We start from the raw sequence: 16,262 nt of genomic DNA, 5'->3' as shown, positions 1-16,262 counted from the left end.
TCTCGGTCGTCGGGATCATCGGTCGGACCGCGAGGCGGACGGGGCCGATCCCGCGACAACCTTCTGCTGCCGGATCCGATGCGTCTCGCCCTGATCGCGCTCCTGCCGTTCCTCGGTGCCGTCCTGCCGCCGCTCGTGATCCGGGCGGGCCGCAACACGTGCGCTGCCGTCACCTTCTGCGTGACGCTCGCGGCCCTGGCCCTCCTTCTGGTCCAGGCGCCATCCGTGCTTCGCGGCGAGGCGGTCGCGGCCGCCGTGTCTTGGGCGCCGCAGCTCGGCCTCGAGCTCGCCTTTCTGGTCGACGGCTACGGTCTGTTCATGGCCTTCCTGATCCTCGCCATCGGCCTGCTCGTCATCGTCTATGCCAGGTTCTATCTCGGCCGCGACGACCCGATGGGCCGGTTCTACGCCTATCTCCTGCTGTTCCAGGGAGCGATGCTCGGCATCGTGCTCGCCGACAACGTCGTCCTGCTCCTGGTCTTCTGGGAGCTCACGAGCCTCGCCTCGTTCCTCCTCATCGGCTACTGGCGCCACCTGCCCGAGGGGCGCCAGGGTGCGCGCATGGCGCTGATCGTGACCGGGGCCGGCGGCCTCTCCCTCGTCGCCGGGATGCTGCTCCTGGGCGAAGCTGCGGGCTCCTGGCGCCTGTCCGAGATACTCGTCCGCGGCGAGCTGGTCCGCGCCTCGCCGCTCTACCTGCCGGCGCTGCTCCTGATCCTGGGTGGTGCTTTCACCAAGTCGGCCCAGTTCCCGTTCCATTTCTGGCTGCCGCACGCCATGGCGGCACCCACGCCGGTCTCGGCCTATCTCCACTCCGCGACGATGGTGAAGGCCGGCATCTTCCTTCTCGGCCGGCTCTGGCCCGTGCTTTCCGGCACGGAAGCCTGGTTCCTGATCGTGACCGGCACGGGCCTCGTCACCATGCTGGTGGGGGCCTGGATCGCGCTGTTCAAGGACGATCTCAAGGCGCTGCTCGCTTTCTCGACCGTGAGCCATCTCGGGCTCGTCACCATGCTGTTCGGGATGGGCACGCGCATTGCCGCGGTCGCGGCCGTGCTCCACATCCTGAACCACGCCACCTTCAAGGCCGCGCTCTTCCTCACCGCCGGCATCATCGACCACGAGGCCGGCACGCGCGACGCGAAGCGGCTGGGCGGCCTCCTGCGGCTGATGCCGATCACCGGCACGCTAGCCACGATCGCCGCCGCCGCGATGGCGGGGGTACCCCTTCTCAACGGCTTCCTCTCGAAGGAGATGATGCTCGAGGCCGCGGCGCATACGGACTATGCCGGCCTGCCCTGGCTCGTGCCGGTGCTCGCGACCACAGGAGCCCTCCTCTCGGTGGCCTACGCCGCACGCTATGTCGGCCACGTCTTCCTCGGGCCCGTGCGCCGCGACTACCCGCATCGGCCGCACGATCCTCCGGCCGGCATGTGGCTGCCGGTGGCGATCCTCGTGATTCCCGTGGTTGCGATCGGCATCGCACCACCCCTCGCCGAGCCCGTGGTCGATCTCGCCGCCGCGGCGGTGACCGGTGGCGAGCTGCCCGACTATCATCTGGCGCTCTGGCACGGGCCGACGCCGGCGCTCCTGATGAGCGCCGTGGCGTTCATGGGCGGCTTCCTCCTGTTCCTGGCCTTCCGGCCGATCCAGGCGCTGCGGCTGCGCCTGCCTCGGCCCGAGGCCAAGGCGATGTTCGAGCGCACGGTCGGGGCCGCGGTCGCGGCGGCACGGCTCACGACCGAGCGGCTCCACGATGGCTCGCTCCAGCGCAGCCTGCTCGCGGCCATCCTCGTCATGCTGGCGCTGGGCATCTTCGGCTTCCTGAGCGGCAACCACACGCCCGGCGACCGCCGGCTGCTGCCCATGAGCTTCCCGGCGCTCGCGCTGTGGCTGCTGGCGGTCGGTGCCGCTCTTGCCGTCCTCGTCCGGCACCGGCACCGGCTCGTAGCGCTCGTCCTCACGAGCGTGGTGGGCCTCGTCGTCTCGCTCGCCTTCGTCTATTTCTCCGCGCCGGACCTGGCGCTCACCCAGCTCTCGGTCGAGGTGGTGACGACCATCCTCATGCTGCTGGCGCTCAACTACCTGCCGCAGACCACCCCGCCCGAACCTTCCGCCCGGCGTTCCGCCCGCGACCTGGGGATCGCCGGCGCCTGCGGGCTCGGCATCGGCTCCGCGCTCTACGCCGTCCTCACCCGCGATCCCTCCGCCACCATCGCCACCTTCCATCTCGCGGAGGCCAAACCCGGCGGAGGCGGAACCAACGTCGTCAACGTGATCCTGGTCGACTTCCGCGGCTACGACACGTTCGGCGAGATCATCGTCCTCGGCATCGCGGCGCTCGCCATCGCAGCGCTCCTGGAAAGCGCCTTGAGCGGCGCTTCCGGCCAGCGCCTGACCGGCCTGCCCGGGCGCCTCGAGGCTAGGGAAGCGCATCCGCTCCTCCTGGTCGTCGTCACCAGGGTGCTGCTGCCGCTCGCGCTGACGGTCGGCCTCTTCATCCTCCTACGCGGCCACAACCAGCCCGGCGGCGGCTTCATCGCCGGGCTCGTGATCGGCACCGCGCTCATCATGCAGCACATGGCGAGCGGCTTCGCCTGGGCCGAGCAGCGCTTCCCGCTCGACCATCATGCGCTGATCGGAGCCGGCGTGCTGGTGGCGGGGCTCACCGGGATCGGCGCCTGGTACTTCGACCGGCCGTTCCTCACGAGCAGCCACGGCCACTTCCATCTGCCGCTTCTGGGCGAGATCGAGCTCGCCACCGCCATGGCCTTCGATCTCGGCGTGTTCCTGACCGTCGTCGGCGTCGTCATGCTGACCCTCGCCAAGCTCGCCGCCATCGGCCGCAAGGCCGAGCCGCACGAGCCACCTTCGGTGTCCATGGACATCGTGCTGGTGGAAACCGGGCCTGCCGAGGCGGCGACGAGGCAGGAGGCCTGAGATGGAGCTTCTGATGGCGAGCGGTGTCGGCGTGCTGACGATGGTCGGGGTCTATCTGATCCTGCGCGCCCGGACCTTTCCGGTGGTGCTGGGCCTCACCTTCCTGTCCTACGCGGTCAACCTGTTCCTGTTCGCGATGGGCCGCCTCGCCGTGGGCCGGCCGCCGATCCTCGATCCCGAGGCCACGGGCTACACCGACCCTCTGCCCCAGGCGCTGGTGCTGACTGCCATCGTCATCTCGTTCGGGATGACCGCTCTCCTCGTGGTCCTGGCCCTACGCGGCTATCTCGAGACCGGCCAGGATCATGTGGACGGACGCGTCCGATCCGAGGGGGATGCGCCTTGAGCCATATGCTCGTCGTCCCCGTCGTCCTGCCGGCGCTCGTGGCGACGTTCATCGTCACGGCCGCCCGGTTCGATCTCGTCCTGCAGCGGGTGTTCTCGCTCGCATCGACCGCCGCGCTTCTCGCCGTCGCTCTCGGCCTGTGGCTGCTCGCGGGCGACGGGGTCCCGCGCTCCTACCGGCTCGGCGACTGGCCTGCACCGTTCGGCATCGTCCTCGTCCTCGACCGGCTGTCGGCATTGATGCTGCTGCTCACGAGCGTCCTCGCAATGCTCGTCGCCCTCTACGCCGCCGCCAGCTTCTGGGACCGGCGCGGCCGGCACTTCCACGCCTTGTTCCAGTTCCAGCTCATGGGCCTGAACGGCGCCTTCCTCACCGGCGACATCTTCAATCTCTTCGTCTTCTTCGAGGTGCTGCTGATCGCCTCCTACGGCCTCGTGCTCCACGGCGCCGGTGCCAGGCGGATCACCGAGGGCCTGAAATACGTCGCCGTCAACCTCGCGGGCTCGACGCTCTTTCTGCTCGCGGTCGGCCTGCTCTATGCCGTCACCGGCACGCTCAACATGGCCGACCTGGCCTTGCGCGTGCCCACGGTACCCGAGGCCGATCAGGCGCTCCTGCGCCTGAGCGCCGTGCTGCTGCTCGTCGTGTTCGCGATCAAGGGTGCCCTCGTCCCGCTCCATTTCTGGCTGCCCGGCACCTACGCCGCGGCCTCACCTCCGGTGGCGGCGCTGTTCGCGATCATGACCAAGGTGGGCGCTTACGCGATCTTGCGCGTCTACATCCTCGTCTTCGGCGACGCCGCCGGGGCGGCGGCCCGGATCGCCCTGCCTTTCGTCCTGCCCGCAGCCGCGCTCACGCTCGTCGTCGGCATGACGGGCGTTCTCGCGAGCCGCAGCCTGACCGCACTCGCCGTCTGGGCGCTCGTGGGCTCGGTCGGGATGCTGCTCCTGCCCTTGGGCCTGCTCACCGAGGCGGGCACGGCGGCCGGCCTCTACTACCTCGTCCACAGCACGCTCACGGGTGCCGCCCTCTTCCTCCTCGCCGATCTCGTGGCGCGCCGGCGGGGTGCCGCCGGTGACGGGCTCGTGGCGGCACCGGGCTTCGTCGAGGCCGATCTTCTGGGCGGGCTGTTCTTCCTCGCCGCGATCGCCGCCGTGGGCCTACCGCCGCTCTCGGGCTTCATCGGCAAGCTCCTGATCTTGCAGGTCCTCGCGGCGCATCCGGCCCGGACCGTCTTGTGGGCGACGATACTCGTCACGAGCCTCGCGGCGCTCGTGGGCTTCGTGCGCGCCGGCAGCACCGTCTTCTGGAAGCGGGAGCCGGCCGCGGCCGAGCCCTCGCACGGGCCCGGCGATCGCGCCGCCTTGTGCGCGGCCGCCGCCCTCGTCGCGGCACCGATGCTGCTCGCGGCTTTCGCCGGCCCCACCATCGCCACGATGGAGGCGACCGCGCGCCAGCTCTTCACGCCTTCGGTCTATATCGAGGCCGTTCTGGGCCCGGCACGGCTCGCTGACGAAGGGACGATCCAGTGAGAGCCCGTCTCCTGCCGCATCCCGCCCTGAGCCTGACGCTCGCCCTGGTCTGGGTGGCGCTCGTGAACGAGATCGGTCCGGGCAGTCTCGTCACTGGCCTCGTCCTGGGGCTCGTGGTGCCGCTGGTGACGCAGCCCTTCTGGCCCGACCGGCCACGCCTGCGTCGCCCGCATCGGGTGCTGGAATATGTGCTCGTGGCGGTTCTGGACATCGTGGCCGCCAACCTGCAGGTGGCGCGTCTGGTCCTGTTCCGCCGCAACGCCAGCCTGCGATCCACGTACGTCACGGTACCCCTGGCGCTGCGCTCGCCCGAGGCGATCACCGTGCTCGCCGCCACCATCACGCTCACTCCCGGCACGCTCAGCGCCGAGCTTTCCGCCGACGGCCGGTCTCTTCTCGTCCACGCGCTCGACGTGCCGGACCCGGATGCGCTCGTGGCCGGGATCAAGACGCGCTACGAGGCGCGACTGTTGGAGATCTTCACATGATCGAAGCGACGCTCGCCATCGCCTTTTCCGTCACGGCGCTCGCCTTCCTGCTCAACCTTTACCGCCTCGCGGCCGGACCGGACGTGCTCGACCGCGTGCTCGCCCTGGACACGCTGGTCGTCGACGCGATTGCCCTCGTGGTGCTGCTCGGGATGGCGCTCGGCACCGCCGTGCTCTTCGAGGCGGCACTCGTCATGGCGATGCTGGGCTTCGTTTCGACGGTCGCCTTCTGCAAGTATCTCTTGCGCGGCAACGTGATCGAGTAGGCGAGCGATGACGGAAACCCTGCTCGAGCTTCTGACGGCGTTTCTGCTTCTCGCCGGCAGCTTCTTTCTCCTCATGGGCTCCTATGGGCTCGCCAAGCTGCCGAGCCTGATGCAGCGCCTGCACGCGCCCACCAAGGCCACGACGCTGGGCGTGGGCGGCATCCTGCTCGCCTCCATGACCCATGCCGCAGCGACGTTGGGCCGACTCTCGCTGCACGAACTCCTGATCGCGCTGTTCCTGTTCCTGAGCGCTCCCGTCAGTGCTCACATGCTCGCGAAGGCGCACATCCTGCGCAACCGGGCCGAGGCCGGCCGGCTGCCGCCGACCGGACGTCCGACCGGCTGGGCCACCCTCGATGCCGGAGCGGGCACCAGCGAGGCGGATTGAAAAAGGAATGGGCGGCCGAAGCCGCCCGAGCCTGCTCACTATCCGCTTGAGGTGCCCCACAATGAGAGGCCGGCTCTGACAATCGGCTCATGCTGCTGCGAGCCTGGCCCGTCGCAGCCGGTCGTCCAACTTCTTTCCAGATGCTTTCTCATCGCAGATGCCGCCTGACCCGGCAATGCGGCAGTCTGTACCGGAATATCGGAGGTCGGCGATCATCGGCGGCGCGTCAACGATTGCGCAGGCACTTCGTGATAATCCGGTGGCGGTCACCACCGGTGCTTGCGAGGGCCTTCGACCATGACGCTGCTTGCGCCGTTCCACGGCACCGTCCCACCTGCATCCGAGCTGCCGGCCGGCACGGCTGCGATGCCGGACGACCTGCGACTGCGGCCGGCCACGGTGTTCGCTTGGCATCTCGCCATCATCGCCCTGCTCGCTCTTGCCGGCACGATCGTGGTCGTCGCGGCGCTCAGCTTCCACCGCGAGTACCTGTTCGGCCTGCGCCATCTCTTCGATCTCGACCGCGAGAACAACGTGCCGACCATGGCGAGCACCATGGGCCTGCTCGCGGCAGCGGCGCTGCTCGCGGTGGTGGCGCGCGACGAGCGGCGGCGCGCTTCGCCCCTGCGCCATCACTGGACCGCCCTTGCCATGGGATTCGTCCTTCTGGCGCTCGACGAAGGTGCCTCGCTCCACGAGCTCTTCAATGGTCCTGTGCGCGGGGTGCTGCACGAGCCCGGCTTCGCCGCCGCCTGGGTGCTGGTCGGCGGCGGCGGCGCCATCCTCGTCGGCCTCGCCTTCCTGCCGTTCCTGCTCAGGATCCGTCCCGAGACGGCCCGGCTCTTCATCCTGGCCGGCGTGATCTTCCTGGGAGGCGCGATCGGCCTCGAGGCGATCGGCAGCGAGATCCTCGAGCACTGGCCGCGAATGAGCTACCCGTTCCAGATCGAGGCGATCATCGAGGAGACGCTGGAGATGGTAGGCATCGCCTGCTTCGTGCTCGCCCTACTGCGCGAGCTGCAGTGGCGTGGCATCAGCCTGACGATCCGCTTCGGCTAGGGTGCCGCGCTTCCGAAGCGCGCGACGAAGCCTCGTCTACCGCCCATGCGTCGAGCGGCTGCAGGACATCGGCTCTCCACCTCGGCCCCATCGCTTCGGCGCAGATTTCCGGAGCAGGATACCAGCGACGTCCTCAGGCGGGTCGAGAGGAGCGCTTCCCCGCTGTCGTGGCCGGCCTCCGAGCCGGCCCCATCCAGACGGCGCGGCAGGAAGCCGGATGACCGGGCCGAGACCGGTCACGATCGGAGCGGGAACACTCCTGCCGACCCGCTCGCGGCACGCTCTCGCCGACACTCGTGCGCAAGACGGACCACGCCCCTGCCGTCACGTGGCGTCCGTTCCTTGCTCTTGCCATGCCTTCCGACACATAGTGTCGCATCCTCGAGTCAAGCGCCACAAGCTCGCTCTATATCAAGAGCCGGACTGCCCAGCCGGACAGGCCGGGCATCCAGCCTCCCTGAATCTTCCTCGAGCGGCCGGTTCCGAACCGGCCGTTTTTTCTTCGGCTGCTCTCCGGCCGAGCCGGGACGGCGCGGTCTGTGGCAGCCTCTCCGCCTCCGCCCGGCATCACCACGGCCATTCGTCCTCCGGCGGAACGGTGGCGCGGTCGACCAGGACGGTGTCGACGAACATCTGCGGCCCGGTCGTGATCTGCTCCCTGGGCGTGCCGGCGAGAAGATCGTCGAGCGCATCCACGCCGGCCTCGCCCATGAGCTCGTAAGGGATCACGACCGTGGCCGCGAGCAGGCTCGCAGGATCGCGCAAGCGTCGGAACGATTCCTGGCCGCCGTCGACGGTGGCGAGCACCACTTGGTCACGGCGCACGCCCTTCGCGCGCAGGATGTCGTCGGTGGCGAAGGCCTGGCTGTCGACGGCGGTCCAGATCGCCTCGACTCCCCCCTGGAGCTGGGTGCCGAGCCAGCTCTCGAGGATGCCGCGCAGCGCGTCCGGCGAGCTCCTGGCCGGATCGGCATCGAGGTCCGCGGCGATGTGGACGCTGGGGTACTCGCTCAGGATCAGGTCCAGCATCCGGCCGCGGATGCGGGTGTCCTGCTGGCTCGTGGCCCGCTCCACGAGAAGCTTGCCGTCGTAACCCATGAGGCCCAGGAGATGGACCCCGATTCGGGCCCCGATCTCGAACTGGTTCACGGTGACGTCGAGCGCCGTGAGCGGATCGACCCCGGACATCACCGAGACCACCGGAACATGGGCGCTCCGTGCCGCCTCGAGGGACGGGCGCAGCTCGCCCGGGCGCGTGCGGACGAGCAGCACGGCGTCGGTCCTGCGCTGCTGCACGAGCGTCTCGAGGCTCCTGCCCTGCGCGCCGACATCGCCGTGTGCGTCGACGAGCGCGGCCTCCCAGCCTTTGTCGAGGGCGGCGGACTCGGCGGCGCGAGCGGCGCGGGCGGTGGTCTCCTGCGCCATGTCGAGGGCGAGGATGGCGAGCCTGCTCTGCGCCAGGGCGGGCGGGCCGCCGAGTACGAGCATGGCGAGGGCAAGACGACAGGCGCTGCGCATCGTCCGCGGGTCCATTCTCAGGTAGAGCTGCACGGGCGTAGTATCCGCGGCCAGGTGGCGGCGGGTCAATCGCGCCACGGTACCATCGGCCGCGAGCATGGCCGCTCGTGGCGCGAACGCACCAATCTCGTGGCTCAGAAGCGCGTGCGGCCGGATTCGGCTGTTGTGCGCAGGAACACGAAGCGCGCCGCCCCGTAGCGGCGCTCGTCGAGGATCACGAACCCCGGCGGCGGCGTCACCGGCTCGCGCGCGGCGACTTCGGCGACGATTGCGGCTTCGGACGCCAGCCAGCCCTGCGTGAGGAGACCTTCGAGGGCCGGGACGAGGAGGCCGCTGCCATAGGGCGGATCGAGAAAGGCGATGTCGAACGGATGGGGTGCGGCACCCAGCCGGCAGGCGTCGGCGCGGAGCACCTTCGCCCGTTCCCTCTCGCCCAGCACTTCGATATTGGCCCGGATCGTCGTGACGGCGGCGTTCGCCTGGTCGATCATGAGCGCCTCGACGGCACCGCGCGAGAGCGCTTCGAGGCCGGCTGCGCCGCTGCCCGCGAACAGGTCGAGGAACCGGCTGCCGCGAAGGGGCGGCGACCCGTGCTCGAGGATGTTGAACAGCGCCTCGCGGGCGCGCTCGCTCGTCGGCCGGGTGGCGAGCCCCTTGGGCGTCTCGATGCGGCGGCCACGGTGCCGCCCGGCGATGATGCGCAGGCTCACGCGTCGGAGGCCGCGGCACGCGGCGGCGCCGACGGGCGGTCCAGGAGAGAGCCGAGCTGGTCGCGCAGGACCTTGGGCGAGACCTCCTCGACCGCACGCTTGGGCAGGCTGCCGAGCTGGAACGGTCCGTAGGCCACACGGATCAGTCGGTTGACCTTGAGGCCGATATGCTCGAGCACGCGCCGGACCTCGCGGTTCTTGCCCTCGCGCAGCGCCACGGTGAGCCAGGCATTGCCGCCCTGCATCCGATCGAGCCGGGCCTGGATCGGGCCGTAGGCCACGCCCTCGATCGTGACACCGTCGGCCAGCGCCTTGAGCCTGCGCTCGTCGACCTCGCCGAAGGCGCGCACCCGGTAGCGGCGGAGCCAGCCGGTCGCCGGCAGCTCGAGCCGGCGCTTCAAGGCACCGTCGTTCGTGAGCAGGAGGAGCCCTTCGGAGTTGATGTCGAGCCGGCCCACGGGCATGAGCCGCGGCAGGCCTTCGGGCAGGGTGTCGTAGATGGTGGTCCGGCCTTCCGGGTCGCGGGCGGCGGTCACGACACCCTTGGGCTTGTGATAACGGAACAGGCGGGTCGGCTCGGCAGCGGGAAGCAGCTTGCCGTCCACCGTGACCCGCTGGCCCGGGCGGACCCGGACGGCGGGGCTCGTCAGCACCATGCCATCCACCGCGACCCGACGCTCGGCGATCCAGGCCTCGGCCTCACGCCGCGAGCACAAGCCCGCACGCGCGATCAGCTTCGCGATCCGCTCGCCCGCATCCGGGTCGGTCCCGGTTCCGCCCTTCTCGCGCGAGGGTGCTCGTCGCCGTGACTGGCTCACCGTTCGCCCATCCGTTCTGCCGCCGCGGCGACGAAAGCCTCGATCACGGCGGTGTCGCCCCGGCTGATCGCGTATTCGGGGTGCCACTGGACGCCGAGGCAGAAGGTGCGGTCCGGATCCTCGATCGCCTCGATCACCCCGTCCTCGGCGACGGCGCTCACGACGATGCCGGGACCGACCCGCTCGGCCGCCTGATGATGGGCGCTGTTGACCGGTAGCCGCACGGCACCGGTGATCCGATGCAGGAGCGTTCCCGGGGTGACGAGGACGTCGTGGCCGGGCTCGGTGCGCGGGTTCGGCTGCTCGTGGGCAAGGCAGCCCGGCACAGCATCCGGGATGTGCTGGATGAGCGTGCCGCCGAGGACGACGTTGAGGAGCTGCTGGCCGCCGCAGATGCCGAGGATCGGCAGATCGCGGTCGAGGGCGCCCTCGGTGATCGCCCACTCGAAGCGCGTGCGGCGCTCCTTCAGCGTCACGGTCGCATGGCGCTCGCCCGCACCGTAGAGGGCGGGGTCGATGTCGAAGGCGCCGCCGGTGACGACGAGGCCGTGGATCAGATCGAGATAGTCGCGGGCGAGATCGGGCTCGTGCGGCAGCGCTATAGGCACACCGCCGGCACGGGCGACGATGTCGCAGTAGTTCTCGCGGAGCGCATACCAGGGCAGCTTCGAGTAGCCACCGGGCGGCTCACTGTCGAGAGTGACACCGATGATCGGACGTCTTGCAAGGGCTCTGGACATGGCTCACGAGAGGTAGGGGAACGGGCGATGACGCGCAAGCAGCGAGGCCGGGCGGGATGCAGGAGCTTCTGGCGACGATCGGCTGGGCCGATCTCTTGGCCCCGATCTTTTTCGTCCTGTGCTGGGCCGGCTACGCCGCCGTCGCCGATGGAACCCCCGGCAGCCGCTCCTCGCTGATGAGCCGGATGCACGAATACCGGCGCTTGTGGATGCGACGCATGCTCACCCGTGAGAATCGCATCCCCGACCTGCAGGTGCTCCTGGTGCTCACCCAGAGCAACGCCTTCTTCGCCTCCAGCGCCGTCCTCATCGTCGGCGGCTGTCTCGCCATCCTGGGGGCGCGCGAGCAGGCGATGCAGGTCCTGGCCGACTTCCCCTTCGTCGCCCACACCCCGCTCGTGGTCTGGGAGCTGAAGGTGCTGCTCCTCGTCGTCGTGTTCGTCTACGCCTTCTTCAAGTTCACCTGGTCGCTCCGGCAGTTCAACTACGTCGCCATCCTGATCGGGGGAGCGCCGCCCCCGGCGAGAGCGGCGAGCACCGAGAGCCTTACCTATGCCGAGAGCGCCGCCGCAGTCGCGAGCCGGGCCGCCGAACACTTCAACAAGGCGATGCGCACCTTCTATTTCGGGCTCGCCGCGCTGAGCTGGTTCCTGCAGCCGTTTCTGTTCATGGTGCTGACGGCACTCGTCGTGCTCGTGGCCTATCGCCGCGAGTTCAAGTCCCACACGCTCACGGCGGTAGGCCGGGTCGGCGAGGCGGTCCCGGGAGCCCCCGAGCTCAGTCCTCGCCCTTGAGGCCCACTTCCATCGCCTCGCAATAGGCGACGAGCGAGGGGAAGCCCTCGGCGATCCGCTTGAGCTCGGTCTCGAACGGCACGTAGAGGATGTTGCCGAGAAAGCCGTAGGCGACGGCATCGATGGTGGTGAGCTGCTCGCCCATGAGGAAGGGCCGTTCGCCGAGGAAATCGGCGAGAGCCTGCAGGTCGGCCTGCGCCATGGCGTAGATCTCCTCGGACCGGTGCCGGCCGAGGCCCTGGAGCTGCAGGGTGCGCAGGATCCGGCGACGATAGTGGCGCGCCACGAGCCGGCGGGCCGGGAGCGGCACGCGGCCGAAGAGGACAGGCTCGAGCACGGCCCAGCCCGCCTCGTCGATCCAGCGGCTGTAGAGGAGCGCGAAGTAGAGATGCTCCTCGAGCAGGCGCTGGAGCGCCAGCGCCTCGGCCCGCTCGCGCGGCGTCAGGCCCGCATCGGGATCGATGCCGCGCGTCGCCTTCAGGTGTTCGATGATGAGGGTGGTATCGCCGATCGTGCGGCCATCGTCGCGGATATAGGGCAGCTTCCCTTTCGGCGCCTTGCCGAGCTCGGTGCTCGGCTGGACGGTGTAGGGGATGTCGGCAAGCCGCAGCCAGGCCTCGAGCTTGAGGCCGAACGGGCTGATGTTCCGACCCCAGACGTCGGGAAACTGCACCACCACCACCGGCGTGGTGATCGTCGTGGCCACGATGCCCGCGTGGGGCTCCTCCATCCGCATGACCGGCGCTGTCTCCAACTCGCTCGGTCCCCCAGTTCGTTCGTTATGGCAGCGCCCTTATGGCCCCGCCGCATCGGCTGGTCCAGGCTCAACCACCCACGCGGTCGGATCTGCAGTCCTCGAGCCGAAGGTAGCGCGCCTCCAGACCGAAATAGTCTCTCGGGCGGCAAGTGAGAACCACGATTTGCAGATCCGCAGCCGCGCGCTGCAGGATCGCCTTCATCGCCTCGAACCGCGTCTCGTCGGCATAGACCAGCGCATCGTCCAGAATCAGGCACGAGGCCTCGCCTTCCCGCTCCTTGAGCAGGCGGGCGAAGGCAAGCCGGACGAGCACGGCGAGCTGCTCGCGGGCACCGATGCTCAGATGATCGAACGCCTCCACGACCCCGTCGCGGCGAAGATGAGTCAGGGCCAGCCGCTCCGGATCGAGCACGGGCTCCGCCCCCGGGAAGATCCGGTGCAGGAGCGGCCGCAGGCGCTCGCCGATCGGCGCCACGAGTGCGTCGCGCGCTTCCTGGTCGGCGGCCTGGAGCTTCTCGAGCAGGAGCCGCCAGGCCCGGCCTTCGAGTTCGAGCCGGCGACGCTCGGCCACGGCCGCCGCGATCTCGCCCTCGAGCTCGGCCAGGCGCTCGCCCCAAGCATCGGCCCCGGCCTCGCGTAGCGCCACCTCGAGGTCGCGGATGTCGCGATCAAACCGCCGTCCCTCGCTCTCGAGGGCGGCGAGCTCGCGCTCGAGGATGCTAAGACGCTCGCGCAGCCCTTCGGGATCGATACCGCGGAGCTGGCGCTCGAGAGCGGCATGGCTCTCCTCGGCGGCGCGCCGGCGCAGGCTCGCCTCCTCGACCCGGGCGGCGAGCTGCTCGTCGCCGATCTGCTCCCGCTCGAGTGCCAGACGCTCCAGCACTTCCTCGGCCTGGCGTGCTGCGGCCCGATGCTCGGCGTCGAGCCGCGCCTTCGCCGCGAGCGCCTCGGTCGCCCTGGCCTCGGCCTCGGCGAGGCTCGTACGCGCGCGGCGCAACCGTTCCGCGGCTTCCGTGCGTGCGGCCTCGCGGCTGCGCACTTCGGCCTCGAGCTCGGCCTCCGACGGCAGTGCCGTATCCTTGGGCACGCGCTCGGCGAGCGCTTCGAGCTCGGTGCGACGGCCGGCGAGCCGGGCCACCAGCTCGTCCGCGCCGCGAGCGCCGAAAGCCTGGAGCAGGCTGCGCACGGCACTCTCCTGGTAGCGCAGCTCGGCCTCGGCCTCGCGCCGGCGCTCGGCGGCGATCTCCGCCTCGGCCATCGTCGCCGCGCCGAGCCGGGCGAGGGCCTGTGCCAGCGCCTGCTCGGCCGCGCGGCAGGCCTGCTCGCGCTCGGCCAGATCCTCGCCACCCGGCACCACGATCAGCCGACCGAACCCTTCGAGGACGAGTTCCGCCCGCCCGGTCAGCCGCAAAGCCGATCCGGGATCGACCGGCTCGCCGTTCAGCATCGCCCGCCGCTCGCCCTCGGGGCGAAGCTCGAGGCGGGTAGCGCCGGCCTCGACCCTCGCCCGCGCCTCGTCGCGGCGCGCCTGCAGGGCGTGCAGGCGGGCGAGTGCCTCGCCCGTGGCCGGACTCGCCTCCACCAAGGCCCGCGCCCGGCCCGCCGCTTCCTGAGCCGCACGGACCCGTGCCACCGCCTCGTGCAGACGCTGGGTCTCGCCGCGCAGCCGTGCCGCCGCCAGCCGGTCCCGTGCGCCGGCCCAGGCCTGCTCGGCGCGAGCGAGCGCGTCGGCAGCACTCGCCTCGGCCCCACGGGCAGCCACGAGCACCTGCCGGACTAGGTCGAGGTCGCGCTCGGCCGCTTCGGCGCGCCGGCCGATTTCCCGTGCCCGCGCCTCGAGCCGCCCCGCCTCGTCGACGAGATCGCGCCGCAACCTCTGCCGCGCCTCGTGGCGCGCGAGCTCGGCAGCAGCGGCCTTCAGGCTCTCGGCGGCGAGACCGGCGTTCCGCTCGAGCTCCTGCGAGGCGGCGAGTCGCTGCCGCACCTCGTCGAGGCGTGCCCGGACACGGCCCGTGTCGTCCCGCTCGATGAAGCGCCGGCGCTCCTCGCGCAGCCGGGCGAGCCGGTCGACCCGTCCCTCGTAGTCGCGCCTCTTGGCCTCGAGCTGCTCCCGCTCCGCCTCGAGCACCCTCAGCTGCTCGCCGGCGGCCCTGAGCGCACCCGTCTCCCGCTGCTGGCTTGGCGTGTAGAACGTCTCAACCCGCTCGCGCACGAGCATGATGAGCGTCTTGGCCCGCTCGCCGCCGGCGATCACGCCGACCTCGGCCGCGATCGCCGAGGCGAGCCGGTCGCGGCCACCCGCCACCGGCTCGAAGCCCTGGAAGGTGGTGGCCTGATCGACCCAGAACAGGGCCTGGAGCCCGGCGTTCTCGGGCCTCGGCACGCCCCGCCCCTGCCGCCGCTCGAAGCGGAGAATGTCCTGGAGCATGCGCTCGGCGGCGTCGTCGCTCCAGCGTTGCTCCGCACACTCGAGCTGGACGCCGCCGCGGCGGAAGGCCTTCCTCAGCCGGTAGCGCCTCGAGCCGCATTCGAACTCGACCGCGATCTCGGGCGTGCCGCCGCCGTGCGGGGTCATGGCCTCCCTGATGGCGCCGCCCACCGTGTGATGCTCGAAAAAGGCGGCCTTGAGCGCCGCGAGCACGGTGGACTTGCCCTCCTCGTTGTCGCCCGAGACGATGACGAGGCCGGGCCCGAGTTCGTCCAGCACCACGGGGCCGGCGAGCTTCCTGAAGTTCGCGATCTCGATCCGCCGGAGCCTCATCGGCGCCGCTCCAGCCGGCCGGCCTCGAGGTAGAGGAAACGGAGGGCGAGCGCCGCCGCCGTCCGCTCCTCGGCATCGCCGGCGCGCACGAGGCTCGAGAGTTCCCGTGCGGCACGCCCGATCACCGGCGCATCGCCGAGCTGCAGAAGATCCCGCTCGCTGGGCTCGGCCACGAGCTCGTCCTCGAGCTCGAGATGGCAGAGCTCGCCGCGCCAACGCTCCAGCGCGGCCTCGACCGCCAGTCGCCCGGCGAGGTCGACGGCACCGCGGAGCGTGAGCCGCACGATGCGCCGCTCGGGCCGGCTCGTGGTGGTGAGCGCCCGGTCGATCCGCCCGGCCGGATCGTCCCCGGCATCGGTCGCGGTGAGATCGACCACGAGGTCCTGCCACACGTAGCTCGCGACCGGCAGGCGCGTGACTCGCGGCACTGCCCCCGGCCCCTCGATCTCCACCAGAAGCACGTGGCCGGCTCCGTTGTCCTTGAAGCGGTCGGGCTCGGGTGTGCCTGCGTACCAGGTGCGGGGTGCGATCTCGAGCGCACCGTGCCAGTCGCCCAGCGCCAGGTAGTCGAGGCGTGCGGTCACGGCACGGTCGGCCGCGATCGGGTTGGGTGCATCGGCCGCATCGGGCAGACGTCCCGCCACCGAGCCGTGGGCGAGCCCGACCCGCACGGCTCCGGCCGGTGTCCTGGCTTCGTCCATCCAGGCGGTGAGATCGTCGAGCGTGTGGCGTTCGGTCAGGGGTGCCGGCAGGACCACGAGCCGGCCGTCGGCCAGCGTGACGGGCTCGGGCATACGGGCGATCCGGCAGCCCGGCGGGCAGCCCAGCCGCTCGAACCTGGTCCATACGCTCTCGGCGAGCGCTGCGTCGTGGTTGCCGGGAAGGAGGATCCATGGCCCCTGGAAGGCGCGCATGGCGGCAAGGGCCTGGAGCACGGTCCGGTCGGCGGCGAGGTTGCTGTCGAACACGTCGCCGGCGACGAGCACTGCCGCCACCTCGTAGCGGGCGGCGAGATCGGCGATGCGGCGCACGGCCTCGAAGCGCGCCTCGCGCAGGAGAGCGCCGGCATCGCCCGGAACGTTGTGGAACGGCTTGCCGAGCTGCCAGTCGGCGGTATGCAGGATGCGGAGCGTCATGGTGGCGCC

At 70.6% G+C, this 16,262-nt stretch carries 15 protein-coding genes; 8 read left to right on the top strand and 7 right to left on the bottom strand.

Features of this window, described 5'->3' with window-relative positions; all coding sequences use genetic code 11:
- Positions 1–78: 78 nt before the first annotated feature.
- The 7 genes from U1T56_RS03220 (at position 79) to U1T56_RS03190 (ending at position 7,019) form a co-directional block, all read left to right on the top strand.
- Complete coding sequence (locus tag U1T56_RS03220; protein WP_418157996.1) at positions 79–2,940, top strand: monovalent cation/H+ antiporter subunit A; 2,862 nt, start codon at positions 79–81, stop codon at positions 2,938–2,940.
- Between the two features lies 1 nt (position 2,941).
- Complete coding sequence (locus U1T56_RS03215) at positions 2,942–3,286, top strand: Na+/H+ antiporter subunit C (RefSeq protein ID WP_418157995.1); 345 nt, start codon at positions 2,942–2,944, stop codon at positions 3,284–3,286.
- Complete coding sequence (locus tag U1T56_RS03210) at positions 3,283–4,818, top strand: monovalent cation/H+ antiporter subunit D (RefSeq protein WP_418157994.1); 1,536 nt, start codon at positions 3,283–3,285, stop codon at positions 4,816–4,818. Before U1T56_RS03215 ends, U1T56_RS03210 begins: the two co-directional genes overlap by 4 nt.
- The gene (locus tag U1T56_RS03205; protein ID WP_418157993.1) at positions 4,815–5,306 is read left to right on the top strand and encodes a Na+/H+ antiporter subunit E; all 492 of its coding nucleotides are present in this window, start codon (positions 4,815–4,817) and stop codon (positions 5,304–5,306) included. The genes U1T56_RS03210 and U1T56_RS03205 overlap by 4 nt, the downstream gene beginning before the upstream one ends.
- Positions 5,303–5,572, top strand: a complete 270-nt coding sequence (locus U1T56_RS03200) for a K+/H+ antiporter subunit F (RefSeq protein WP_418157992.1) — start codon at positions 5,303–5,305, stop codon at positions 5,570–5,572. Before U1T56_RS03205 ends, U1T56_RS03200 begins: the two co-directional genes overlap by 4 nt.
- A 7-nt stretch (positions 5,573–5,579) precedes the next feature.
- On the top strand, positions 5,580–5,960 hold the full coding sequence (locus tag U1T56_RS03195) for a Na+/H+ antiporter subunit G (RefSeq protein WP_418157991.1): 381 nt from the start codon (positions 5,580–5,582) through the stop codon (positions 5,958–5,960).
- Between the two features lie 297 nt (positions 5,961–6,257).
- A complete protein-coding gene (locus U1T56_RS03190) occupies positions 6,258–7,019 on the top strand; it encodes a hypothetical protein (RefSeq protein ID WP_418157990.1) in 762 nt (253 codons plus the stop codon).
- A 567-nt stretch (positions 7,020–7,586) separates the two neighbouring features.
- Here the strand turns inward: U1T56_RS03190 and U1T56_RS03185 are convergent.
- Genes U1T56_RS03185 through U1T56_RS03170 form a run of 4 tightly spaced genes read right to left on the bottom strand, consistent with a single transcriptional unit; the run spans position 7,587 to position 10,805 of the window.
- Positions 7,587–8,636: a sugar ABC transporter substrate-binding protein gene (locus tag U1T56_RS03185; RefSeq protein WP_418157989.1), complete on the bottom strand. Its 1,050-nt coding sequence runs from the start codon at positions 8,634–8,636 to the stop codon at positions 7,587–7,589.
- A gap of 35 nt (positions 8,637–8,671) precedes the next feature.
- Positions 8,672–9,247: a 16S rRNA (guanine(966)-N(2))-methyltransferase RsmD gene (gene rsmD / locus U1T56_RS03180; RefSeq protein WP_418157988.1), complete on the bottom strand. Its 576-nt coding sequence runs from the start codon at positions 9,245–9,247 to the stop codon at positions 8,672–8,674.
- Positions 9,244–10,065, bottom strand: a complete 822-nt coding sequence (locus tag U1T56_RS03175; RefSeq protein WP_418157987.1) for a pseudouridine synthase — start codon at positions 10,063–10,065, stop codon at positions 9,244–9,246. The genes rsmD and U1T56_RS03175 overlap by 4 nt, the downstream gene beginning before the upstream one ends.
- Positions 10,062–10,805: a gamma-glutamyl-gamma-aminobutyrate hydrolase family protein gene (locus U1T56_RS03170; protein WP_418157986.1), complete on the bottom strand. Its 744-nt coding sequence runs from the start codon at positions 10,803–10,805 to the stop codon at positions 10,062–10,064. The genes U1T56_RS03175 and U1T56_RS03170 overlap by 4 nt, the downstream gene beginning before the upstream one ends.
- Positions 10,806–10,861: 56 nt before the next feature.
- Between U1T56_RS03170 and U1T56_RS03165 the strand changes: the two genes are divergently transcribed.
- Entirely contained in the window at positions 10,862–11,599 is a 738-nt protein-coding gene (locus U1T56_RS03165; RefSeq protein ID WP_418157985.1) for a DUF599 domain-containing protein, read from the top strand.
- On the opposite strand, the gene U1T56_RS03160 is transcribed toward U1T56_RS03165, so the two are convergent.
- The 3 genes from U1T56_RS03160 to U1T56_RS03150 form a co-directional block, all read right to left on the bottom strand.
- Positions 11,583–12,335: a glutathione S-transferase family protein gene (locus U1T56_RS03160; protein WP_418157984.1), complete on the bottom strand. Its 753-nt coding sequence runs from the start codon at positions 12,333–12,335 to the stop codon at positions 11,583–11,585. The two genes, U1T56_RS03165 and U1T56_RS03160, sit on opposite strands and share 17 nt — an antisense overlap.
- Before the next feature lie 88 nt (positions 12,336–12,423).
- Positions 12,424–15,117 (bottom strand): AAA family ATPase, encoded by a 2,694-nt coding sequence (locus tag U1T56_RS03155; RefSeq protein ID WP_418157983.1) that lies wholly within the window; start codon positions 15,115–15,117, stop codon positions 12,424–12,426.
- The gene (locus tag U1T56_RS03150; RefSeq protein WP_418157982.1) at positions 15,114–16,253 is read right to left on the bottom strand and encodes a metallophosphoesterase family protein; all 1,140 of its coding nucleotides are present in this window, start codon (positions 16,251–16,253) and stop codon (positions 15,114–15,116) included. The genes U1T56_RS03155 and U1T56_RS03150 overlap by 4 nt, the downstream gene beginning before the upstream one ends.
- Positions 16,254–16,262 lie beyond the last annotated feature (9 nt).

The sequence above is a fragment of the Benzoatithermus flavus genome, from assembly GCF_037908215.1.
GTDB lineage: Bacteria > Pseudomonadota > Alphaproteobacteria > Geminicoccales > Geminicoccaceae > Benzoatithermus > Benzoatithermus flavus.
This window is presented reverse-complemented; position numbering and strand designations above follow the sequence as displayed.